Here is a 24345-nt window from a genome sequence, read left to right as displayed (position 1 = left end):
CAGAAAATGTATTCATTAATCAATGAGACTTTAGTACTGCTAAATCAAAGTGAAGATTGCTCAAGAACAATTTAAAACGGAAACGTGCGTAAGAGAAGCCCTGGCGATATGCCAGGGCTTTAACTCTTTCATAACCGTGCATAAGAATTTGATTGGATGTATATGGATAATAATTGGAGTGATATAAATTAAAATAAACCTACTTGCATGTCAATGTGTCCACTATTCCGTACGCTGCTGTCTGGATATGCAGTATCTGGAATTACCCGCTGAGTTGGCTTCCGGTGATTTCATTACTTTTATTCATGAACAAATGGCTACTGAAGAAGGAATCAGACTCAGGTATACTTTTTCCGGCTCTGTCTATTTTGAACGCATGAAAAAGTTGGGATTGTACTCAGCTCAGCGAGGAGAAATTAATGATCGCGTAACTAAAGCCAATTTATCAGATATTTATAATACCTGCCTGGTATAAGGAGGGGTGAACATGTGGAACAAACTATCCATAAAATGCATTGACATCAACTCACCCTACTGCCCATGCCTGCTCTCACAGACCAACCATTGTACGTTTTGTAGTCATTTAAAAGGTGAACCAGTATGTGATTGCAACTGGAGCGGAGTGTGCATACTATATGAAAAGCAGTGGCAGCAGAAAAAACAAAGCTGGGGCAGCGATGCTGACAGACCTGTTCGGTTAGAGTCTGACACAGAATTTATCATCAAACAAAAAATTGCTGAACATACCTACCTATTAGAGTTTGGAGTGCTCCCTGAGCTTGCCCAGTCACTTGACAAATGCGGTGCTTTTATTTTTATGCGCCGGCCGTCTGACCAGCATTTTTATCACTTTCCAGTAGGTGTCATGAAGGTTTCCGAGAATAAACTCCAGGTAGTTATCGAAACCCTCGGACCTAAGTCTTCGCGGTTACTTGCTGATGACAACAAACAAGTGCTGGTACGCGGTCCATATTATAACGGTATTTTTGGTCAGCCCTGGATTGACAATGTAGATAATGGTAAAATAGTATTGATAGCTGGGGGTATGGGTCAGCCGCCTGCTGTACCGATCACTCACAAGCTGCTTAAAAAGGGCAATAGTGTTAAGGCTATCTTAGCGCCAGGTAAGATAGGCAAAGTATTTATTGCCGAAGAACTAGCCGCACTTGGCGTACAGGTACAGGAAGTAGCATCTATGCGTCAGTTTGGTATGCATGCCCTAGCCGAAATCTTAGCTGACAAGGATAGACTGCCTGATCTAATCGTGAGTGCCGGTCCTGACGACCAGCATTACGGCATTATTGCCGCTATGCAAGCCTCCGGAGTAAATTTACCCATGGCTGCTACCAACAACACTACAATGTGTTGTGGTGAAGGTATTTGCGGCAGTTGTGAACGGCTAACCAAGAGTAATAGCCGAGTACGCACCTGTAAGGTGCAGACTGATTTTGGTCAATTTATCCAAGACTAATATTGTAAGGAAAGTAGGAATCAAATTTTGGAACGTTTGCAGAAAGTTATTGCTCAAGCTGGAATTGCTTCGCGGCGGGATGCTGAGGAACTCATTACAGCCGGGCGGGTTACTGTCAATAGTAAAGTTGTAACCGAGCTTGGAACTAAGATTGAGCCTCGGAAAGACCGGGTCGCTGTTGATGGCAAACCGCTAAAAGCTGAAAAGTATGTTTACATTTTACTTAATAAACCCAAGGGGGTAGTAACAACACTAGAAGATCCCCGGGGCCGCAAAACAGTAGCTGATATTGTTGCCAAAATTCCCGAGCGAATTTACCCTGTTGGCAGACTGGATTATAATACTGAGGGATTATTGATTATGACTAATGACGGTGATGTGACTCACGCCTTAACCCATCCTAGTCATGAGATTGCCAAAACTTATTTGGCTAAGGTTGAGGGATTCCCGCCTGAAGAAAAACTTGATAAGCTGCGGGTTGGTATTAAACTGGAAGATGGTGTTACCGCTCCGGCAAAAATTAATATTGTGGACATTGACCGCGAAAAACAATTAACAACATTAGAGATTGTCATTTACGAAGGAAAAAACAGGCAGATTCGCCGCATGTGCGAAACGATTGGCTACCCTGTCAAAAATTTAAAACGAATTCAATATGCCTTCTTAACATTAGAGGGGCTTCACCGCGGGCAGTACCGCCAACTGCTTGCCAGTGAGGTTGAAGAACTCAAACGGCTTGGTAAGAAAAAAAACGGATAAGTTTTTTACCCTTATTTCAAAGATAAATAAGGGTTTTTTTTACTACAACAGCTACTTGAAAGTGAGTGTGACCCACATGAAGAAGGTTCTCATTATCGGTGGTGGTGCGGCCGGGATATTAGCCGCTATCAGCGCTGCCCAGCACGGAGCCGTAGTGACGGTATTAGAGAAAATGAAAGATATTGGCCGAAAAATACTGATAACCGGTAAAGGTCGCTGTAATATCACCAACAGCTGTGACCTTCACGAACTGGTAAAGAATATGCCAGGAAATGGTGCATTTCTCTATAGTGCGTTCAATGCATTCACCAATCAAGACATTGTTGATTTCTTAGAGCATGCTGGTTTGCCAACCAAAGTAGAGCGCGGTGGTCGCGTTTTTCCAGTCAGCGATCAGGCCAAAGATGTAATTAGAACATTTGCCAAGGAATTATCCCGATTACATGTTGATGTAAAAACAGGACAAACTGTGAAAAAGCTACTCTTTGAAAATGGCATTATTACTGGTGCAGCAACAATCGATAGAGAATATCACGCCGATGCTGTCATTATCGCAACAGGTGGAGCCTCTTATCCAGGTACAGGGTCTTCTGGTGACGGCTACCGCCTGGCGCAGGCAGCAGGACATACCATAGTGCCGCTTAAACCCTCGCTGGTGCCAGTTGAGGTTGAAGAAGAGTGGATAGGTGAGCTACAAGGCCTGTCACTGAAAAACGTAACGGCGACAGTTATGGGCGGCGGAAAAAAGGCTGCTGAGGAATTTGGTGAAATGCTGTTTACGCATTATGGTTTATCAGGCCCCATTATTCTGTCATTAAGCAAAAAAGTTTCCGAGCTATTTGCAGCGACTCCCCATCAGGAGGTGACCATTGAGATTAACCTCAAACCGGCGCTGTCTAGCGAAACCCTGGACAAGCGTTTGCAACGGGACTTTACTAAATTCGCCAGGAAACAGCTGAAAAACTCCCTTAATGAGCTGCTGCCAGCCAAGATAATACCGGTAGTAATTGACCTGGCTATTATTGATCCTGATAAATTTGTACATCAAATTACCAAAGAAGAGCGCCTTCGTCTACTTGATGTACTACAACATCTTACTTTTACAATATCACAAACCAGACCGGTGGCTGAAGCAATAGTAACAGCTGGCGGGGTAAGCACAAAAGAGCTTAACTCACGCACGATGGAATCAAAACTGGTAACAGGTCTGTTTTTTGCCGGTGAGGTTATTGACATTGATGGTTATACTGGCGGTTTTAATCTTCAGGCAGCTTTTTCCTCCGGCTATGTAGCCGGTAAATATGCTGCTCAGGACTAATCATAACTACGCATAGGGAGGGTGTGATATGGAAGATAGGAAGCATAAGTTCCGCCGCAAACAATTCTTTACTGTTGATCGACTGCTGATACGACTGGCGACAGTTGCTGTTGTTCTGCTTTTAGCCGTTCAGACGCTCCTCTTAAGCGGCGATGCCCGTAAGTATCTTTCGCTGGTTGACAAGCTGGAAGGGGATCAAATAACATCGCCAGCGACCATGTATGCGTCCGATGTCCCCTGGCCTAATCCAAATAAGGAAATGAACGCCGTGAACAAGGTTGTAACAAGGTCAATTCGCACCCTTAGACCCAGTCAAAGTATAACTATCCGGATGATTAACCCACCAGCAAGTAATGCCGCGATTGTTACAGTAAATGGTGAAACAGGAGGAGATTTTGGCAAAGGAAATGTTGCGCTGACAGTCTATGACGGCGATTATATTGAGATTGATGCTGTCAATGTAAAAACTCCTGCCCAATTCATCATCGATACCCATCATGGCGATATGATAAACCCTGTCGACGGGATTATGCTTGAAAGTAAGAGTAATATGATTGTGGTAGGCAAGGTTGTTTTTAAACGTTGAGCTGTCATTGGGAATTAAGTTTGAAATATTTACAAAAAGTTAGCATCAAAACGCTAACATTAGAGGAAAAATTCTTTGGGCAGGGAATTATAAATAATACATTTTTTGATATTCGTGGAGGCCTGCTATGATTATAATGATGAACGCGCCCACTATTGATCAAATTAACCGGGTACTGGACAAACTCTGTCAACTTGGACTTGATGGGCACTCGATAACTAGTTCAGATAAAACCATTATTACGGCGAATGGCGACTTATCAGCCTGCCAGCCAGAACTATATGAAAGAATGCCTGGTGTGGATAGGGTTGTTATTGTCGAAACACCCTATAAATTAGCCAGCCGGGAGTATCAGAAAAAAAATACTGTTGTCACAGTAGGTAATGCCTGTTTTGGCGGTAGTAACATTCCAGTTATTGCCGGCCCATGTGCCATTGAAAGTTATAACCAGCTTTATCAGACGGGGGTTGGTGTTAAAGCGGCCGGGGCAGTTATGCTTAGGGGCGGGGCTTATAAACCACGCTCTTCCCCCTATAGCTTTCAAGGGCTGGAAAAGGAGGGACTGGAAATTATCAAGGCTGTTGGCCGTGAAGTAGGGCTGCCAATAGTCTCTGAAGTAACCGACCCGCGCAAAGTAGAGTTGATAGCGGAGCATGTTGATATGCTGCAAATAGGTACCCGTAATATGCAAAATTTCGTGCTGTTAAAGGAAGTAGCCTCAGCTCAAAAGCCTGTTTTACTTAAACGCGGTCTGGCTGCTACTATTGAAGAATGGCTGATGGCGGCTGAGTATATAATGTCAGGTGGTAATAATCAGGTTGTGCTTTGTGAACGAGGCATCCGCACCTATGAGACTTACACACGAAACACCTTGGATTTGACAGCGGTTCCGGTAATAAAGCATCTAAGCCATTTACCTGTTATCGTCGATCCTAGCCACGGTACAGGCAACTGGCGCTGGGTAAACCCGATGGCGAAGGCTTCGGTTGCCGCTGGCGCGGATGGTCTTCTAATCGAGGTACATCCTTGTCCGGAAGAGGCATTGTCTGATGGACCGCAATCGTTGACTCCAGGCAACTTTGCCCAGCTTATGTCTGAACTGGATACGTTAACCACAGCTCTTGGACGTTCATTATAAGAACTTAAAGAAATATATCGGCAAAGAGGGATGATTATGGGAGAAGTCATTACAATAACCCCCACTACGGGGTTGGTAGGAACAGTTCATATTCCCGGGGACAAGTCAATATCACATCGCAGTGTGATGTTAGCCGGGCTTGCTGACTCTCAGGTAAAAGTAACAAACTTTCTGCATGCAGCAGACTGCTGGTCAACCATCAACTGTATGAGGGCGATGGGGGTTACTGTAGAGCAGGATGAGGAGGGGGCATTAACCATTGCCGGGAGAGGGTTTTATGGTTTGAGGGAGCCTGATGATGTACTGGATGCCGGCAACTCGGGAACTACTATCAGACTGTTAACAGGGCTATTAGGCGCTCAATCTTTTTTTAGCGTCCTGACAGGTGATGCCTCACTAAGGAAACGGCCGATGGCCCGTGTGATAACCCCCCTAACCAAAATGGGCTTAACTTTAATGGGTCGTGAGCAGTCTCGGTATGCTCCGTTAGCCATAATCCCGGCAAAACAGGTTACAGGGATCGAGTATGATATGCCTGTTGCTAGTGCCCAGGTAAAATCGGCTATTTTGCTGGCCGCCTTATATGCCGACAGCCCCACTATAATTACAGAACCCCTGCCTTCGCGTGACCATACAGAGCGAATGTTTGAAACCTTCGGCGTACCAGTCACACGCACTGGCGCATCCATTACCCTTGAGCCTGTACAAAAACTTACGGCTCCGGAGTTAATTAATATCCCGGGTGACATCAGTTCGGCTGCTTTTTGGCTGGTAGCAGCATCCATTATTCCCAATAGCCGTCTAACCCTGGTTAACGTTGGTATAAACCCGACCCGTACCGGAATTCTTGATGTCCTGAAACAAATGGGGGCAGATATAACTGTCATTAATGAGCGGTGGAGTGGCCGTGAACCAGTAGCTGATATTAGTGTGGGCTCATCCCAGCTAAAAGGTATTACCATTGGGGCCGAAATTATTCCCCGGCTGATTGACGAAATTCCGGTATTAGCTGTAGCCGCCTTGTTTGCTGAAGGACAAACAGTGGTGCAGGGGGCAGAGGAACTTAGGGTTAAGGAGACTGACCGACTAAAGGCAGTCACCCTGGAACTAGGTAAAATGGGAGCAGCTATTACCGAAACTCCCGATGGCCTGGTGATTGAGGGACCACAGCAGCTAAACTTTGCCGCTTGCTATTCCCATCATGATCACCGTATGGCCATGGCACTGGCAGTTGCAGGTATGGCAGCACAAGGGGTTGAAATTGCAGAACCGGATTGCGTGAAAATTTCGTATCCCGATTTTTTCGCTGTCTTTTCAGGGCTAAGGCAGGATTGATAGGAGGCCATTATGAAGCGCTTAATTATTGCAATTGACGGACCCGCAGGAGCAGGAAAAAGCACAGTAGCCAAACTGGCTGCCCATCAATTGGGCTATACCTATATTGATACCGGGGCTATGTATCGGGCTGTAGCTTGGCAGGTATTAAATGAGGGTGTTGAGCCTGATAATGAAACTGTCGCCAGATTGGCCTGCAATCTTGATATGAAGCTAACATATGTAAACGGTAAAACAGAGGTAGCAGTCAATGGCCAGGATATTACCGATGCTATCCGTACCCCTGAGGTTAACCGGCTTGTGTCGAAAGTAGCCCAGGTTCCGGCGCTAAGAGAGATAATGCTCCGCTTGCAGCGTAATATGGCGGTAGATGGCGGGGTGGTTATGGACGGCAGAGATATTGGCACACATGTTTTGCCCAACGCTGACATAAAGATATTCTTGACTGCATCAATTACCGAACGCGCCAAACGCCGCTGGCAGGAACTAACAGACAAAGGCTATACCATTGATTTAGCTGAATTGGAAAATGAAATTTCCGCCCGCGATAAAGCAGATTGCGAGCGGGAGATTGCCCCCTTAGTTGCAGCAGTGGATGCCTTTTTCATTGATACTACCGAATTACCTATTGACATTATTGTTGAAAAGATACTAGGGCTTTGTAAGGAGAGACAATCCTGTGTATAAATTATTATGTTTAGTACTAGGTGCTGTTTTCTCGATTTTTTTCCGCTGGAAGGTGATTGGCGCTGAGAATGTTCCGGTCACTGGCGGTGTCATTATTGCGGCAAACCATATAAGTCTTTGGGATCCGCCGGTTGTTGGCGCCGCCATACCCCGGCGGATTCATTTTATGGCTAAAGAAGAGCTGTTCGCCAACCGTTTTTTTGGTTGGCTGATTTCCAAGCTGGGGGCTTTCCCTGTCAAGCGTGGAATCGCTGACAGAACAGCAATCCGTACAGCTTTAACCTTATTGGAAAACGGCTCGGTCCTGGGATTATTTCCTGAAGGCACGCGTAGCAAAAACGGTATATTAGGCGCACCGGAGCCGGGCTTGGCTATGTTGGGTGTAAAAGCCGGAGTGCCGGTTGTACCTGCCGCAATAATTGGTACTAACAAAGTCTTTCGTGACGGTCAACTACTGCCTCAGTTTAAAGTAATATTTGGTAAACCGATGATCCTTACCCGGGACAATGCCGGTAAAGACAGCCTGGACATTATGAGCGGCAAGGTTATGGAAGAAATCGGCCGTTTGCTTACAGAAGAAAAAGAAAACAGAGCAATAAAATAAACGGGTAGGTATTGTTATGGACAATAGCACAATTGAGATATTAGACGGTAATTTATCAATTATCTTAGTGCAGCGTATCGCCATAATCGCCGTTTTTGCTTATGTACTATCACATACTCTGGCATTTCGTCTGATATTTAAAGAAAACACTACCGGCCAGGAAAAGCTGGTGCTGATCTTTGTTTTTTCATTAATTTCGATTGGCGGTACCTATTTTGGTATACCAATAGAAGGAGCCCTGGCTAATGTTCGTGATACCGGCACCATTGTTGCCGGCCTCTTAGCCGGTCCATTAGTAGGTACGGCTACCGGACTGATTAGTGGCCTGCACCGCATTTATCTGGGTGGTTTTACAGCTGTGCAGTGTGGTGTTACCACTATGATTGGTGGTATACTGGCCGGATATATCTATATGAGAACAAAACCAAAAAGCCCGGAATGGATTACAGGCATCATCACAGGTGTCGGGGTCGTTATGCTTAGTATGGGGTTTATTTTGCTGTTTGCCAAACCTTATACTACAGCCCTCTCGCTGGTTACCCGTATCACTGTTCCAATGTCGTTGGCAAATGCAATTGGTATAGCAGTGTTTATGATTATAATACATAATGCCAGAGAACATCAGACTAAGATAGCGGCCTTGCAAACACATAAGGCACTAAATATTGCAAATGCGACTTTACCGTATTTCCGCCAGGGACTCAATCCGGCATCGGCAGAGAAAGTCGCTCTCACTATCCTAAATATGACTTCAGCTGCCGCAGTCGCGTTCACTGACCTTGAACAAGCTTTGACCCATGTTGGTCTGGGGAGTGATCACCACGCTAAAGGTAAGCAGGTGTTTACAAAGCTCACTAAATCCTGCTTGGCACAAAGCCAGGTTACTGTTGCTCAAACTCAAGCGGAAATTGGCTGCAACGTTTCGGCATGCCCGCTTAAATCGGCAATAGTAGTACCGCTATACTGCCGTGATGAGCTTGTAGGTACGTTGAAGATTTATTATGCCCGTGAGGAAGCGTTAACAGCGCTAGATATTGAATTTGCCCAAGGCCTGGGCCAGGTATTCAGTACTCAGCTTGAACTGGCAGCCTTACAACATAAGGCTGAATTGGCAGCAAAAGCTGAACTTAAAGCCCTCAGGGCCCAGATTAACCCGCACTTTTTGTTTAATGCACTAAATACTATTGTTTCGTTCTGCCGTACCAACCCGGAAAACGCTCGTAATTTGTTGATTGAACTAAGTGAATTCTTCCGGCGCAGTCTTAAGGCAGCCCGCGATTTTGTAACCCTCAAAGAAGAGCTCGAACAGGTTGAGTCCTATCTTACCCTGGAGCAGGCCCGCTTTGGCCAGAGGTTAATAATCAAGCAGGATGTTGCGTCAGACACTCTGGATATATTGATCCCAACCTTTATTCTTCAGCCCTTAGTTGAAAATGCCGTTAAGCACGGGCTTTTATCAAAAACTGACGGCGGTACTGTGGAAATCGCTGCTCAAAGAAGTGGTCAGCAAATTAAAATTTCTATAAGTGATACCGGGTTGGGCATACCACAATGTATTCAAAAACAAATCTTAGAATACGGTTATGGCAAAGGGGCGGGAGTTGGCTTAACAAATGTTAATGAACGACTCAAAGCAATATACGGGCCTAAACACGCGCTTATTATTAATAGTGTAGAAGGACAGGGAACAACAGTAATACTTCATATTCCTATTGGTATGGAGGTTATGGTTAATGGTTGACCAATTACGCCAAATAAGAGTGATCGTGGTCGATGATGAAGAACCATCCCGGAGTGAATTACGGTACTTATTAGAGCAATTTGATGATATCAAAATCATTGGCGAGTTCCACAGCGGCGAGGAAGTCAGCAGAGCATTAGTAACTCTTAATCCTCATCTGATTTTTATTGACATAGAAATGCCTGGAATAAATGGTATTCAAACAGCCGAAAAAATTAGTAAAAGCAATAGCGTACCATTACTGGTTTTTGCTACTGCTCATGAAGAATTTGCAGTAAAAGCGTTTGAACTTAATGCCGTAGACTATCTATTAAAACCTTTTTCCGCTAAAAGGGTTTCCCAATGTATCGGAAAAGTCCGCAACCTGTTGAATGAAGCGATGTCGGCAACGCTAAAACTGCGTGACGCCGGGGTGATGCTTCACAGCCTGCAAAAACTCGCCATCGAGTATAACGGCAAAACCTATGTAGTTGATACTAAGAGCATTATTGCTGTGTGCTGTACAGAGGGACAACTATCTATACATTTAGCGAATAAATGTTATTACTCTAATATGTCGCTGCAGGATTTCCAGTCCCGCCTGGACGAACGATTGTTTTTCCGTACCCATCGGGCTTATCTTGTTAACCTTGAAAAGATCAGGGAGATGGTACCCTGGTTTAATGGGACATATAATCTGATTTTAGAGGGTTTTGATAGAGACGTGCCTGTTAGCCGGCAGCAAGTTTCCAAGCTGAAGAAGCTCTTTGGCCTATAAATATTTTTGTAACTATGTCAACATATTTGTGCTATTGACCAGGACGATAATGTATTTCATCCTGGTTTTTTGTCATTTCACAGGCTACATATTGCTTAGACTTTTGTGTATATTGTATTATTTGAAGTATAGAGAAAGTTTTGAGTAAAGGAGGGAAGGTAGTCAAGGTCTTTTCATTATTCATATATTTTGAAAGGGGGACTATTAATGAATTCAGTCAGTTTATTAATAATTTCTGTATGTGTTTATATTTTAGCATACCGCTATTATTCGGCATTCATTGCCGCAAAGGTTCTGGCATTAAACGATTCTAATATAACGCCGGCGTACCGTTGTAAGGATGGGCGCGAATTTGTTCCTACAAATAAATGGGTATTATTTGGTCACCATTTTGCTGCTATTGCCGGTGCTGGTCCGCTTGTAGGTCCGGTGCTGGCAGCCCAGTATGGCTGGGGTCCTGGATTTATGTGGATCCTATTGGGCTCTGTTTTTGCCGGTGCAGTGCATGATTTTATTATCCTCTTTGCCTCGATCCGTCACAATGGTCAGTCACTGGCCGTTATTGCCAGGCGGGAGGTTGGCCCCTTGACTGGTATAACCACATCACTGGCCGTGTTCTTCATTATCATCGTTGCACTTGCCGGTCTTGCTATTGTTGTGGTAAATGCCTTATTTAAAAATCCCTGGGGTCTCTACACCCTGTTTATGACCATTCCGATAGCTATTATTGTTGGTTTGTACATGTTCAAGATTGCTCCTGGTTCAATTCGTTCCGGATCTATTGCCGGTTTCATCATGGTAATGGCGGCAGTAGTTACCGGTCACTGGCTAAGCCCCGGTCAACCCTGGGCTGGTTTAGCCGGTATCTTTGATCTTACCAAACAACAGCTGTCGGTAGCGTTGCCGGTTTATGGCTTCTTTGCTGCGGTTCTGCCGGTATGGCTGCTCTTAGCTCCACGTGATTACCTTAGCTCCTACATGAAAATTGGGACTATATTAGCCCTGGCTTTGGGCATTCTCATCGTACAGCCTAATATCAACATGCCGATGACCACTCGCTTTATGGATGGTGGCGGGCCAATTATCCCCGGTCCGTGGTGGCCGTATGTATTTATTACTATTGCCTGTGGCGCTATCTCAGGCTTCCATTCACTCATTAGCTCAGGCACCACTCCTAAGATGATTGAACTTGAGTCCCAATCCCGTATGATTGCTTTTGGCGGCATGCTTACCGAAGGTTTTGTGGCTGTAATGGCGCTTATCTCAGCGGTTGTGCTTATGCCTGGCGATTATTTTGCAATCAACAGCCCGGCTGCGGTATTTGCCAAACTGGGTATACCTACCGTTGAAATAAACGAATTATCGCGGTTGGTGCAAATGGATGTTGCCCATCGACCTGGCGGCGCGGTATCTTTGGCAGTTGGTATGGCGCATATTTTCTCCAGCATCGGTGGCATGCAGCACCTCATGAGCTATTGGTATCAATTCGCTATTATGTTTGAGGCGTTATTCATTCTTACCACGATTGACGCCGGTACCCGTGTCGCCCGTTATATCCTGCAGGATATTCTCGGAACCTACCTGTATTCCCCGCTTAAACAAACAAACTGGTGGCCTGGCATTCTTTTCACAAGCTTCCTGGTTACTTATTGCTGGGGCTATCTGCTTTATAGCGGAGACGTTGCCAGCATCTGGCCGCTTTTTGGTGTGGCTAACCAGCTCTTATCCGTTATTGCGCTGGCGATTGGCACCACCATTATTCTGAAGATTGCCCCAAAGAAATCGTATGCCTGGGTAACCTTTGCCCCACTAAGCTTCTTGGCAGTTACTGTTATTACTGCCGGTATCATGAACGTTCAAATGTTCTACAAACGTGGTGATGCCCTTGGCAACACGAACGGCACCGTGAGTATCATTCTGATTGTTCTCGTAATTATTACCTTACTGGATTCCATTAGGCAGTGGATTAGTCTGCTGAAAACTGATAAACCGGTTGGCATGAACACCGAAGTCTCATTCCTGTCTTGCCCGGTGAATACCACCAAGCCTAATATTCCAAGCTAATCAAATTTCACTAATTAACTAAAATCGCAAGAAAAAACCGCCGCTATGTCAGCTTTTAGGCTAAATAGCGGCGGTTTACATTTGAAACACAGGAGCAAAGGTATTATAATAAATAAGGTGAGTATACCAAAGACTACCCAGCAGGAGGCTCTTATGAAAATCTATCTTGCCGAAAACCGTGGCTTCTGCTATGGTGTAAAGCGAGCTATTGACCTGGCCTTGAAAGCGGCTGACGCAAATTGTCCAGTACATACACTAGGGCCGATCATCCATAACCCGCAAATGGTACGTCATCTGAAAGATCAGGGCATTGCTACTGCCGACAGGCTGGAAGAGATAGCAGCAGGCAAGATCATTATCCGCTCTCATGGCGTTGGCCCTGAAGTGTACCGCCAGGCTGAGGAGAAACAACTGGATGTGGTGGATGCCACCTGTCCGCATGTGAAAAAGGCTCAGCAGGCGGCGTATAAACTTTTCACAACTGGATACCGGGTAGTCATCATTGGCGAGCGCCACCATCCCGAGGTTCAGAGTATTCTGGCCTGGGCAAATCACGAGGCCGACGTGGTGGAAACACCCCAGGAAGCAGAGGCACTTCCCTTTCATTCCCGGCTGGGGGTAGTGGCTCAGACTACATTTGCAGCCGAGGGATTTGCGGCTATTGTTGCCATTCTGCAGTCTAAATGTGAAGATTTAAAGATTGAACGCACCATCTGTACGGCAACCGATCTGAGGCAGCAGGCCGCTGTCGATTTGGCAAAAAAGGTTGATATCATGATTGTAGTTGGGGGTAAGAACAGCGCCAATACGGCCCGACTGGCCAGTGTCTGCCGCGATGCAGGTACACCCGCTTATCATATTGAATCTGCCAGTGAGCTTAAACCTGATTGGTTTACCTGTGTACATATTGCCGGGATAACAGCCGGCGCATCGACGCCCGATTGGGTTATTGAGGAGGTATATAGCAAGATGGAAGAAATGAATATGACTGATGTTGTTAAATTGGAAATAGGCAGTATTGTAAAAGGAACTATTGTTGGTGTTCGTCATGATGAGGTGTTTATTGATATTGGCTATAAGGCAGAAGGCATCATTCCTTTGGCTGAATTGGCATATCCGGCACCGCAAACGGCTTTGGATGCTGCAAGCATAGGGCAGGTTATCGAGGTATTAGTGCTTGACACCGACAGTGCCGATGGTCAGGTCAAGCTTTCTAAAGTACAGGCTGACAGGCTGACTGCCTGGGATAAACTTGAGCAGGCGTTCACTGCGCAACAGCCGGTCGATGTCAAAATTACCGGGATTGTAAAAGGTGGTGTGATTGCTGCCGTATTGGGTGTTCGCGGCTTTATCCCGGCTTCGCAGCTTGATCTTAGATTTGTGGAAAACCTGGACTCGTTTGTGGGACAAACTATTCAGGCTATCCCGATTGAAATCGAGAGGGATAAACAAAAGGCTGTACTTTCACGCAGGCTGGTATTGGTGCAGGAAAAACAAATACTGGAAAAGGAATTATTGGAAAAACTAGCTGTTGGCCAAACAATTACCGGGAAAGTCAGTCGTCTGGCCAATTTTGGCGCTTTTGTCGATATCGGCGGTATTGATGGGCTTGTACATATTTCCGACTTATCCTGGCAGCGGATCAAAACACCACAAGAAGTTGTCAACGTTGGCGATGAGGTTACTGTCGTTATCCTCAAAATTGACATTGAGGCTAAAAAACTGTCACTTAGTTTAAAAGATGTAGAACGAGATCCCTGGTATTCAACTGTTGAAACCCTGACTGTAGGTGCAATCGTTAGCGGAACAGTTAGCAAACTTGCCAAGTTTGGCGCCTTTGTTGAAATAAAGAAAGGTGTTGAGGGGCTGGTACATATTTCGGAGATGGCTGAACGCCGGGTGGCCCATCCTGAAGAAATTGTCAGCACCGGTCAACAGGTTGCGGTTAAGATACTCAGTATTGATAGAGAGAACAAACGGGTTGGGCTGAGCATGATCCAGGCTGAACAAGATAAAGAGCGGGCTGAATTCAGCGATTATCTCACGACACAGGCCCCGGCATCGGGAGTCACACTTGGTGATAAATTTGGTCATCTATTTAAACGGGAGGACTAGCAAGTCACATGACACGGCAGTCACGTAAACTGGAACACTTAAAGTACTCCTTGCTTCTAGAGGATGGTCCGGCGGCTGCCGGATTTACTGATTTTCACTTGATACATAATTGCTTGCCGGACTTGGCGTGGCGGGATATTGACGTAAGTACGGCCGTAGCCGGTATACCCCTGCCACAGCCTGTTATCATTAATGCAATCACCGGCGGCGCAGCCGATGTCACAGCTGTTAACCGCGAGCTGGCGGAATTTGCCCGGCAAACAGGTACTGCGATAGCCGTAGGTTCACAATACGCCGCCATCGAAGACAAATCTGCTGCAGAATCGTATAAAATTGTACGAAAGACTAATCCTAATGGTGTAATATTTGCCAATTTAGGTGCCCACGCTGTCCCTGATGCTGCCCGTTATGCCGTTGAGATGATTGGGGCCCAGGCAATTCAGATTCACCTTAATGCCGGACAAGAAATTATCATGAGTGAGGGTGACCGTGACTTCTGCGGCTATTTGTCACACATTGAAGCAATTGTCGAAAAAGTTGACGTTCCGGTTATCGTCAAAGAAGTAGGTTGCGGCATTGGTCGCGAACAAGCTAAAGCGCTTGTTAATATTGGGGTAAAAGCCATTGATGTTGGCGGCACAGGTGGTACTAACTTTCTGGCCATTGAAGCAGCCCGCGGACAACTAAAACTGGATGCTGAGCTGCTAGCCTGGGGTATTCCTACTGCCATTGCGGCAGTAGAAGCAGTGTCGGTAATTGAGTCAGCCGTTGATGTGGTCGTTTCAGGCGGCGTACGAACCCCACTGGATGTTGTTAAGTCCTTATCTATCGGCGGTGCAGCTGCCGGGATTGCCGGTCCTATCCTAAAAACACTCAGAGATAAAGATCTTGATGGCGCTGTCCACTGGTATGAGAATTTTATTCTAGATATAAAGCGCTTTATGCTTCTGGTAGGCGCACACAATATCCATGATTTACGGTCATCCCCTATTATTATTACCGGTTTTAGCCGGGAATGGTTATCTGCAAGGGGCATTAATACTGTAAAATTAGCGACACGTAAAAAAATAGGGTAAAAAAGCATGGCCAATGGCCATGCTTTTTGCATTAATAAGCTGGGAATAGCGCAAACTAGGATGGATACGTCAACATTACAAGGCTATGAGGTGAAACAACAATGATGAATATGCCACTCGGAATGATTTTACTTTTAGTTGTCAGCGTGCTGGTGTACTTTGGATTAGCCCATCGAATTTTGGACCGCATGCGGATGACTGATAAACAAGCGTTACTGTTTATTGCCGGTATTGTTGTCGGCAGTTTTATCGACATTCCCATTATGAGTTCCCCTATGCAAATTACAATCAATGTCGGCGGCGCAGTGTTGCCTATCTTGCTCTGCATTTACTTGATTTACAAAGCTGATGAAACCGCTGAGAGAGTCCGGGCCATAGTTGCCTCAATACTTGTGGCTGGAGCAGTATCACTGGGCTCACGTTATTTACCATATGAACCCGAAAACATGTTTCTTGATCCCAAGCTCATCTATGGATTATCGGCAGGTCTTATTGCCTACCTTGCCGGCCGTTCCCGTCGTAGCGCCTTCATTGGCGGGGTACTGGGCATTGTCCTAAGCGATATCGTCCATATTATCACCCTCTCGGGGTTAGGTATTCCGGGTACTACAGCGATTGGCGGGGCTGGAGCTTTTGATGTTACCATCATCGCCGGTATAGTAGCTGTAATGATCGCCGAACTGGTTGGTGAAACAAGAGAAAAGCTTCAAGGAGGGCCGGTATTAGGGCCCAATCGCCCTGAAGGATTATATGAGTTTAGTAAAGAGCTGCATCCAAACGAAAAACAAAAAGCTGAGCAGCAAAATTCCAAACAAACAGGATCTAGTGATAAAACCTCTGACAACGGAGGTGAAGGCAGTGAAAAATAGGGTACTGGCGCTGCTACTGGCACTGCTATTTATTGCAGCAAATACACTATGTTATGCTGACGAAGGTAAGGATGGAGATTATTCAACAGTTGTCGATGAGGGGGGCAACCAAGTCTACATGACCGGGTGGAAAATGCGGCCCGGCGATGAGGTACTAACCGAGAATAACCGCCGTTATGAAGTTATTCGGGTTGAAGGAAATATTGCACATGCTAAATTTACCGGTGAGGTCAATTTGTCAGTGTATTATAATGACAATAAGAGCATGTTAGGCCGCCTGACAGCCTTTCTTCAACCATCGATTGCCCAAGCCGAGGGTGGCGGTAAAGTAGCTGTCTACCATACCCACTCTGACGAATCCTATGTTCCTACTGATGGCAAAGAGAGTATCATGGGTTCCGGTGGCATCTATAAGGTTGGCGATGCTTTTACCTCTTCGTTAGAGAAAAAGGGAGTCACAGTAGTTCATTCGCAGGCAAAACATGATCCGCATGATGATATGGCTTATGAGCGCTCTCGCCGGACAGCCCTTGACTTGATAAAGAAAGAGCAACCTGATGCTGTTTTTGATATTCATCGTGATGCTGTGCCGCCGCAGGTATATAAAACCAACATTGACGGGCAAGATGTGAGTAAAATTCAGCTTGTTGTTGGAAAATACGGACCGACAGGTAAACAGATTGAGGACTATGCCCTCCAAATAAAGGCAGCTTCTGACAAACAACATCCTGGGTTGGTAAAAGGAATTTTTTTTGCAAAAGGCGGGGACTATAACCAGGATTTGCACCCACGTTCGATGCTGCTTGAGGTAGGTGCCCACACCAATGATCGCGAGTCAGCCGAGAGAGGAATTGCGCTATTCTCTGATGTTGTGCCAACCATTTTGGGCAAGTCCAGCGCCCCCACAGGACCTAATGCGGCAGGGGCAACCGGGGCTGATGGCAATACCGGACTTGGTTCGGCAGCCGGCGGTGCCTCTGGAGCGACCAAATCTATGGGGTGGATTCTGGGACTATTGATTGCCGGTATTGCGGCTTTCTTATTCCTAAGTACCGGCAGTATCAAAGAAGCCGGCGCAAAACTTAAGAATTTCGCTTCCACTGAGTTTACTAACTTCCTTGGTCCTAAGGCCAAAAAACGACAGAATACCCAAACAGATTCTGATCAGTCTGAGAAACAGGACGATAACAAGTAATGCTCATCAGGCAGGTTTATATCCTGCCTTTTTTCTATTTATTTATCGATTAATAAAATGCATTGCAGGAAAATATAGCTACTAACGGAATATTAAAGGAAGGGGGGAATACTTTGACTTATAAAGGGATCATCTCAAATGTTAAACCTGACAGTATCGGCGCTGAAATAGGCCTTATGCCCGGAGACCGCCTGCTTGGGGTCAACGGGGAGGCTGTTCAAGATATTATTGACCTCAGCTTTGCGTTGGCAGAGGAAGAGATTGAATTGCTGATTGAGCGAACTTCGGGCGAACAAGAACTGATTGCGCTAGAAAAAGAATATGATGAGGATCTGGGGCTGGAGTTTGAAAGCGCAGTATTTGATAAGGTGCGGCAGTGTGCCAACAGATGCATCTTTTGTTTTGTTGATCAGATGCCATCTGGAATGCGTGACAGTTTGTATATTAAAGATGATGATTATCGCCTGTCCTTTCTGTACGGCAATTTCGTCACACTATCTAATCTGGGACCGCGGGATCTCAGCCGTATAGCCAGGCTGCACTTATCACCGCTTTATGTATCGGTACATACTACCAATGGCAGCCTCAGGGAGAAAATGTTGGGCGGTAAGCCAGCCGGCAAGATTATGGAGCAACTTAATGAACTGGTAGATAAAGGTATTGATCTTCATACCCAGGTTGTCTTATGCCCAGGCTTTAACGATGGAGTAGAACTGGAAAAAACGATTAGTGATTTATATGCTATATATCCGTCAGTTTTGTCGCTGGCCATCGTTCCTGTCGGGCTTACCCGTTACCGTGACAACTGCCATCCCTTAACAACATTTTCCAGTGAAGCGGCCAATCAGGTCATTAAAATTGTTCATAAATGGCAGGAAAAATGCCGTAAGGAAAACCAGGAATCCTTTGTGTATCTGGCTGATGAGTTTTATCTGGCCGCAGATCAGGAAATTCCCAGTTATGAATGCTACGACGGGTTTCCCCAACTGGAAAATGGAGTTGGTATTGTTCGTACTTTCCTCTCTGAGTGGGAGGAGCAGTCAGTCGCTGACCCCGGTTATACAGAGCCGCATTATATCGATGTTATCTGTGGCGTGTCAGCAGAGAAAATTCTAACACCGCTCTTAGCCCAGCTATCTTTCCCGAATCTTAACGTGCGGGTCGTTTCGGTAGAAAACAGTTTTTTTGGCTGTGATGTAACAGTTACCGGTCTCTTAACCGGTGGTGACATTACTGAAACTTTACAACAGATTCCCGGCCCGCGCACCGGTATTATTGTGCCAGGGGTGGCCCTTAGAAAAGGCGAACAGGTTTTCCTTGATAACACCACACCAGAGACAATTGCCGATAAGCTGGGTGTACCGGTACGTACCGCCTACTTTGCCCAGGATTTAAAAGAACTTCTGGCTGCATGGCGGTAGGGATAAAAAACGTGAGGAGGTCTAACTATGGGTAAGCAGAATAACCTTGGTTTAATCCAAGTATATACTGGTAACGGTAAGGGAAAAACTACTGCTAGCTTAGGTCTGGCTTTTCGCGCTTACGGCCATGGATTCAACGTGTGCATGATTCAGTTTATGAAAAAAAATGATGACTACGGCGAGGTAAAAACTGCCCGCAAACTTCCTAATTTCAAGCTCATTCAAGTAGGTCGCGAAGCATTCGTCGACTTGACCAACCCTGAGAATATTGACTATAAACTGGCTGAAGAAGGCTGGGAGTTGGCCAAGTCGGTCATATTGTCAGGGCAGTATGACATCGTTATTCTAGATGAGATTAATGTTGCTATGGCGGCAAAATTACTGGATGCTTCCATTGTGGCTGCCTTCTTGCAGGCCAAGAAAAACAGTACAGAGGTTATTCTGACAGGCAGATATGCTCCGGCTGAAATAACAGCCATCGCCCATCTGGTAACCGAGATGCAGGATATTAAACACCCAGCTACTATTGGAATCCCGGCCCGACAGGGCATAGATTTTTAGAAATATACAAGGTGGTATTCGATGAGTAAACCAATTGTTGCAATTGTTGGCCGGCCTAATGTCGGCAAATCAACCATATTCAATTATATAGGCAGAAACCGGTTATCTATTGTTGAAGATATTCCGGGCGTTACCCGTGACCGCATCTATATGGATGCCGAATGGCTGGGCCGTAATTTCACGATGATTGATACTGGCGGTATCGAATTTGAATCAACTGATAAACTCCTTACAGCTATGCGCAATCAGGCCAAACTGGCCATTGATGAGGCTGATGCCATCATGTTTATTGTAGATGGTAAAACCGGCCTGACCTCAGCCGACAACGAGGTAGCCGTTATTTTACGCAACACCAGAAAGCCTGTATTGCTAGTGGTAAATAAAGTTGACAACATGAAAAACGAAGCTGATATTTACGAGTTTTATAATCTGGGTTTAGGTGATCCGATTGCCATTTCCGCCACAAATGCGCTTAATATTGGTGACATGCTTGACAGGGTGATAGAAAAACTGCCGGAAGAACATGTTGAGCCAGAAGAGAGTGATCAGATTAAGGTGGCTGTGATCGGCCGCCCTAATGTTGGCAAATCTTCCCTGGTTAATTCCATTATTGGAGAGGAACGGGTCATTGTCAGCGACATTCCCGGAACTACCCGGGACGCTATTGACACACATTTTACTAAAGACGGACAGTCCTATGTGATGATTGATACGGCTGGCATGCGCCGCAAAGCTAAGGTTGACATGCCGGTTGAGCGCTATAGTGTCATCCGCTCCCTTAGGGCTGTTGACCGCTGTGATGTTGTCCTCATGGTTATTAACGCTGAAGAGGGTGTCACAGAACAAGACAAAAAAATTGCCGGTTACGCCCATGAGGCAGGTAAGGCCAGCATTATTGTAGTTAATAAATGGGACCTTATTGACAAAGACGGTAAAACCTCACTTAAATTTACCGAAACCATTCGATCAGAGTTAGGCTTTATGCAGTACTCACCGGTATTGTTTACATCAGCACTTACTAAACAGCGCGTTAACCGGATAACCGAGCTTGTCAAATATGTGGCTGACCAACATGCCATGCGAGTAGCAACAAGTGTACTTAACCAGGTTATTGAAGACGCGACAGCAATCAATCCACCGCCTTCAGAACGAGGACGACGTCTCAAAATCTACTTTACTACCCAGCCTGATGTCAAACCGCCTACCTTTATTTTCTTCGTCAATGATCCTGAGATCATGCATTTTTCTTACTTGCGCTTTCTGGAAAACAGATTAAGAGAATCTTTTGGTTTCGAAGGAACTCCACTCAAACTGGTTGTTCGCGGACGTAAAGAAAAAGATGAATAACTGATTGAGGGAGTGGGAGAATGGAGTATGTGCTGGTTATTATCACCAGCTACCTGATTGGTTCAATTCCGAATGGATTGATTATCGGTCAGAAGTTTTATGAGGTTGATTTAAGACAATTTGGCAGTAAAAACATTGGTGCAACAAACGCATATAGGACATTAGGCCCCTGGCCAGCCTTTTGGGTGTTTTTTACAGATGCCCTGAAAGGCGTGGCCGGGGTACTTTTAGGCCACTATATTGGTGGGACAGCGCTGGCCGAATTGACTGGCGGCATTGGCGCCATTGCAGGTCATAACTGGTCAGTCTTCCTTGTGTTTAAAGGCGGGCGCGGCGTAGCCACAGGGCTCGGTGTTATTGCCATGATTGCGCCAATGGTAACGTTCATAGTTTTTTTTGTATGGGCAATTATTGTTTACTTTACAAGGTATGTTTCGCTAGCGTCTATTGTAGCCGCCGCTCTGGTACCAATTACTATGTGGCTGCTCCACGCCAGACAGGAATTCTTCTATTTTGGCATATTGGCCGCCTTGTTTGTCATCGTGAGACATCGCCCGAACATTGAGCGCCTCTTAAAAGGGGCAGAACCAAAAATTAAAGCCGGTGGCCAACCTGAGTCTGGTCCCACGAAAGAGAAGTGACAGTTCATCAATGAAAATAGCAGTCATTGGCGCCGGCAGCTGGGGCACAGCCCTGGCCGCCATTTTGGGTCAAAAACACCAGTCAGTTGCACTTTGGGTGCGGTCACCTGAGTTGTCCGGCCAAATAGAGGCAACCCGCGAGAATGCAACCTATTTGCCTGGCTGCAAATTGCCACGTTCTGTTGCCATAACCGCTAGTTTAGGCGAGGCTGCAGGCGGTGCATCTTTAATCGTACTGGCAACCCCGTCTCATGCCATACGCCAAACAGCAGCGAAACTGGTTCCATATATCCGCGCCGAGAGTGTCATCGTTAGTGCGGCTAAAGGCTTGGAACTAGCCAGTGTTAAACGTATGTCCGAAATTATTGCTGAGGAGCTGCCGGTAGTCGCCGGCCAGATAGCAGTACTATCTGGTCCCAATCATGCTGAAGAGGTAGCTTTACATCAGCCGGCAGCCACGGTGGCTGCCGCCCAGTCACGAAAAGTAGCTGAGTATGTACAGGATACATTTATGCTGCCCTATTTCCGTGTTTATACCAACCCCGATATTATTGGGGTTGAATTAGCCGGAGCTCTTAAAAACATTATTGCACTTGGTGCAGGAATTGCTGATGGATTAGGGTTTGGTGACAACGCCAAATCTGCCCTCATGACACGTGGACTCGCTGAAATTGCCCGGCTAGGGATGGCGATGGGGGCCAATCCGCTAACTTTTGCAGGGTTAGCCGGTATCGGCGATCTGATTGCCACCTGTACCAGTGTGCACAGCCGCAACCGGCGAGCCGGTATCCTGCTGGCCTCAGGTAAAACGGTCGACCAACTCCAGTCCGAAACATCGATGGTGGTGGAAGGCATCCGGGCTACGATGGCAGCACACCAATTAGCTGCCCAATATGAGGTAGATATGCCGATAACAGAGCAGATCCACCAGGTACTGTACCAAAGCAAACCTCCCAAAGACGCGGTCCTTGAACTCATGACCCGCAGCCGGACACATGAGGTTGAAGAAGTTGCACTTAACCATTTACATTGGAACTGAATAAAACTTGGCATAAAAAAGTATGGTGGCTAATAAAGTAATGTATGAGTTACTTTTAAGTTACCATACTTTTTTTTATTTTGTAATATTTGGAGTGGCCTGTCATATATTTATAATGACAACTACCGTAATCAGGGAGGGAGACGCCAGATGGAAAAGTTCGACCTGTTTAGAGATATCGCCGAACGTACTGGTGGAGATATCTATATTGGTGTAGTCGGCCCAGTCCGCACTGGTAAATCGACGTTTATCAAGCGTTTTATGGAGACAATGGTATTACCCAACATCGCTGACCCGTATGACAAAGAACGCGCCAAAGATGAGCTGCCGCAAAGTGCCGGCGGTAAGACCATCATGACAACCGAACCTAAGTTCATTCCCAATGAAGCTGTTGAAATCAATGTTAAAGACAATGTTAATGTAAGGGTACGGGTCGTCGACTGTGTCGGCTATACAGTTGAGGGTGCACTGGGCTATGAAGAAGAATCTGGTCCCCGCATGGTACTCACGCCCTGGTTCGAGAATGAAATCCCGTTTCAGGAAGCAGCCGAAGTCGGTACACGCAAAGTCATTGCCGAACATTCAACCATTGGTCTAGTGATCACTACTGATGGCACCGTGACTGACCTGGCCCGGGATAAATATATCCCAGCCGAAGAACGGGTTATCCGTGAACTCAAAGAGTTGCAAAAACCATTCCTGGTAATTTTAAATACCGGTAAACCTAATTCCAAGGACACACGGGAACTTGTTGCTAAACTGGAAGGGGAATATGATGTTCCGGTAATTCCAGTTGACTGCGCTCAGCTTTCCCATGACGATATCTATGGTATTTTGCAAGAGGTACTTTACGAATTCCCGGTTAAAGAAGTTAATATTACACTGCCGAAGTGGGTAGAAGAGCTGGATAAAATCCACTGGCTGCGTCAAAAATTTGAAGGCGCAGTTAACGATGTTGTTCAATATATTCGTCGCCTGCGGGATATTGACCGGGCAATTGACGATTTGTCAGGGTATGACTTTGTTGCTGACGTTATCCTGCATGACATGGACCTTGGCAGCGGTATTGCCGTTATCGAGATGACGGCCCGGGGTGACCTCTTTTACAGTGTACTTGAAGAACTCACCGGTTTTACCATTGACGGCGAGCATCATCTCTTACGGCTAATGAAGGATTTATCTGTTGCTAAACGACAATATGATAAAATCGCGTCTGCCCTTGAAGACGTCGAACAAACCGGCTATGGCATTGTCGCCCCGCAACTTGACGAAATGATTCTCGAAGAACCGGAAATCATTCGTACTGGCAACCGATTTGGCGTAAAACTTAAGGCCTCAGCTCCCTCATTACATATTATCCGAACCGATGTCCAAGCCGAAATCTCGCCGATTATTGGTACTGAAAAACAAAGCGAGGAATTGATTCAATATCTGATGCGTGAATTTGAGGGAGAACCGGAAAAAATCTGGCGAACGAATCTGTTTGGTAAATCATTAAATGAACTTGTCCGCGAAGGTATTCAAAACAAACTAACAAGTATGCCTGAGAATGCACAAATGAAACTAAAAGATACACTCCAAAAAATCGTTAACGAAGGCAGTGGCGGACTAATATGTATCA

At 45.9% G+C, this 24345-nt stretch carries 22 protein-coding genes; all 22 read left to right on the top strand.

Annotation, left to right across the window (positions count from 1 at the left end; translation table 11 throughout):
• Positions 1–247 precede the first annotated feature (247 nt).
• Positions 248–475 carry a hypothetical protein gene (locus VN379_RS18995; protein WP_325536714.1) on the top strand — a complete coding sequence of 76 codons (228 nt, stop codon included), beginning with the start codon at positions 248–250 and terminating at the stop codon, positions 473–475.
• A gap of 12 nt (positions 476–487) precedes the next feature.
• Entirely contained in the window at positions 488–1471 is a 984-nt protein-coding gene (locus VN379_RS18990; RefSeq protein WP_325536712.1) for a hypothetical protein, read from the top strand.
• Between the two features lie 24 nt (positions 1472–1495).
• Positions 1496–2230 (top strand): pseudouridine synthase, encoded by a 735-nt coding sequence (locus VN379_RS18985; protein ID WP_325536716.1) that lies wholly within the window; start codon positions 1496–1498, stop codon positions 2228–2230.
• Positions 2231–2306: 76 nt separating this feature from the next.
• Positions 2307–3548, top strand: coding sequence for an NAD(P)/FAD-dependent oxidoreductase (locus tag VN379_RS18980; RefSeq protein WP_325536710.1), 1242 nt, complete (start codon positions 2307–2309; stop codon positions 3546–3548).
• A gap of 28 nt (positions 3549–3576) precedes the next feature.
• Positions 3577–4134 carry a hypothetical protein gene (locus tag VN379_RS18975; protein WP_325536708.1) on the top strand — a complete coding sequence of 186 codons (558 nt, stop codon included), beginning with the start codon at positions 3577–3579 and terminating at the stop codon, positions 4132–4134.
• 127 nt (positions 4135–4261) lie between these two features.
• On the top strand, positions 4262–5272 hold the full coding sequence (aroF, locus tag VN379_RS18970; protein ID WP_325536706.1) for a 3-deoxy-7-phosphoheptulonate synthase: 1011 nt from the start codon (positions 4262–4264) through the stop codon (positions 5270–5272).
• Positions 5273–5308: 36 nt separating this feature from the next.
• Positions 5309–6607, top strand: coding sequence for a 3-phosphoshikimate 1-carboxyvinyltransferase (gene aroA / locus VN379_RS18965; protein ID WP_325536704.1), 1299 nt, complete (start codon positions 5309–5311; stop codon positions 6605–6607).
• A 12-nt stretch (positions 6608–6619) separates the two neighbouring features.
• Positions 6620–7294: a (d)CMP kinase gene (gene cmk / locus VN379_RS18960; RefSeq protein WP_325536702.1), complete on the top strand. Its 675-nt coding sequence runs from the start codon at positions 6620–6622 to the stop codon at positions 7292–7294.
• Positions 7287–7898: a lysophospholipid acyltransferase family protein gene (locus tag VN379_RS18955; RefSeq protein WP_325536700.1), complete on the top strand. Its 612-nt coding sequence runs from the start codon at positions 7287–7289 to the stop codon at positions 7896–7898. The genes cmk and VN379_RS18955 overlap by 8 nt, the downstream gene beginning before the upstream one ends.
• Positions 7899–7914: 16 nt before the next feature.
• Positions 7915–9639 (top strand): sensor histidine kinase, encoded by a 1725-nt coding sequence (locus VN379_RS18950; RefSeq protein WP_325536698.1) that lies wholly within the window; start codon positions 7915–7917, stop codon positions 9637–9639.
• Positions 9632–10396, top strand: a complete 765-nt coding sequence (locus VN379_RS18945) for a LytTR family DNA-binding domain-containing protein (protein ID WP_325536696.1) — start codon at positions 9632–9634, stop codon at positions 10394–10396. Before VN379_RS18950 ends, VN379_RS18945 begins: the two co-directional genes overlap by 8 nt.
• Before the next feature lie 207 nt (positions 10397–10603).
• Positions 10604–12460: a carbon starvation protein A gene (locus VN379_RS18940; protein WP_325536694.1), complete on the top strand. Its 1857-nt coding sequence runs from the start codon at positions 10604–10606 to the stop codon at positions 12458–12460.
• Between the two features lie 153 nt (positions 12461–12613).
• Positions 12614–14575: a bifunctional 4-hydroxy-3-methylbut-2-enyl diphosphate reductase/30S ribosomal protein S1 gene (locus VN379_RS18935; protein WP_325536690.1), complete on the top strand. Its 1962-nt coding sequence runs from the start codon at positions 12614–12616 to the stop codon at positions 14573–14575.
• 8 nt (positions 14576–14583) lie between these two features.
• Positions 14584–15651, top strand: a complete 1068-nt coding sequence (gene fni / locus VN379_RS18930) for a type 2 isopentenyl-diphosphate Delta-isomerase (protein WP_325536689.1) — start codon at positions 14584–14586, stop codon at positions 15649–15651.
• A gap of 101 nt (positions 15652–15752) precedes the next feature.
• Positions 15753–16520 (top strand): DUF1614 domain-containing protein, encoded by a 768-nt coding sequence (locus tag VN379_RS18925; protein ID WP_325536688.1) that lies wholly within the window; start codon positions 15753–15755, stop codon positions 16518–16520.
• Positions 16510–17715 carry a stage II sporulation protein P gene (gene spoIIP, locus VN379_RS18920; RefSeq protein WP_325536687.1) on the top strand — a complete coding sequence of 402 codons (1206 nt, stop codon included), beginning with the start codon at positions 16510–16512 and terminating at the stop codon, positions 17713–17715. Before VN379_RS18925 ends, spoIIP begins: the two co-directional genes overlap by 11 nt.
• Positions 17716–17828: 113 nt before the next feature.
• Positions 17829–19136: a DUF512 domain-containing protein gene (locus tag VN379_RS18915; RefSeq protein ID WP_325536686.1), complete on the top strand. Its 1308-nt coding sequence runs from the start codon at positions 17829–17831 to the stop codon at positions 19134–19136.
• 27 nt (positions 19137–19163) lie between these two features.
• Positions 19164–19697 (top strand): cob(I)yrinic acid a,c-diamide adenosyltransferase, encoded by a 534-nt coding sequence (locus VN379_RS18910; protein WP_325536685.1) that lies wholly within the window; start codon positions 19164–19166, stop codon positions 19695–19697.
• Between the two features lie 21 nt (positions 19698–19718).
• On the top strand, positions 19719–21044 hold the full coding sequence (gene der, locus VN379_RS18905) for a ribosome biogenesis GTPase Der (protein WP_325536684.1): 1326 nt from the start codon (positions 19719–19721) through the stop codon (positions 21042–21044).
• Positions 21045–21064: 20 nt separating this feature from the next.
• Positions 21065–21685, top strand: a complete 621-nt coding sequence (gene plsY / locus VN379_RS18900; RefSeq protein ID WP_325536682.1) for a glycerol-3-phosphate 1-O-acyltransferase PlsY — start codon at positions 21065–21067, stop codon at positions 21683–21685.
• A gap of 10 nt (positions 21686–21695) precedes the next feature.
• Complete coding sequence (locus VN379_RS18895; RefSeq protein ID WP_325536680.1) at positions 21696–22724, top strand: NAD(P)H-dependent glycerol-3-phosphate dehydrogenase; 1029 nt, start codon at positions 21696–21698, stop codon at positions 22722–22724.
• Positions 22725–22874: 150 nt separating this feature from the next.
• Positions 22875–24345, top strand: a 1471-nt coding sequence (gene spoIVA / locus VN379_RS18890) for a stage IV sporulation protein A (protein ID WP_325536678.1), incomplete at its 3' end; no start/stop codon positions are given.

Source organism: Sporomusa sp., from assembly GCF_035561255.1.
In the GTDB taxonomy this organism is placed as follows: domain Bacteria; phylum Bacillota; class Negativicutes; order Sporomusales; family Sporomusaceae; genus Sporomusa.
The sequence above is the reverse complement of the archived record's forward strand: the minus strand, read 5'-3'. Positions and strand labels throughout refer to the sequence as shown.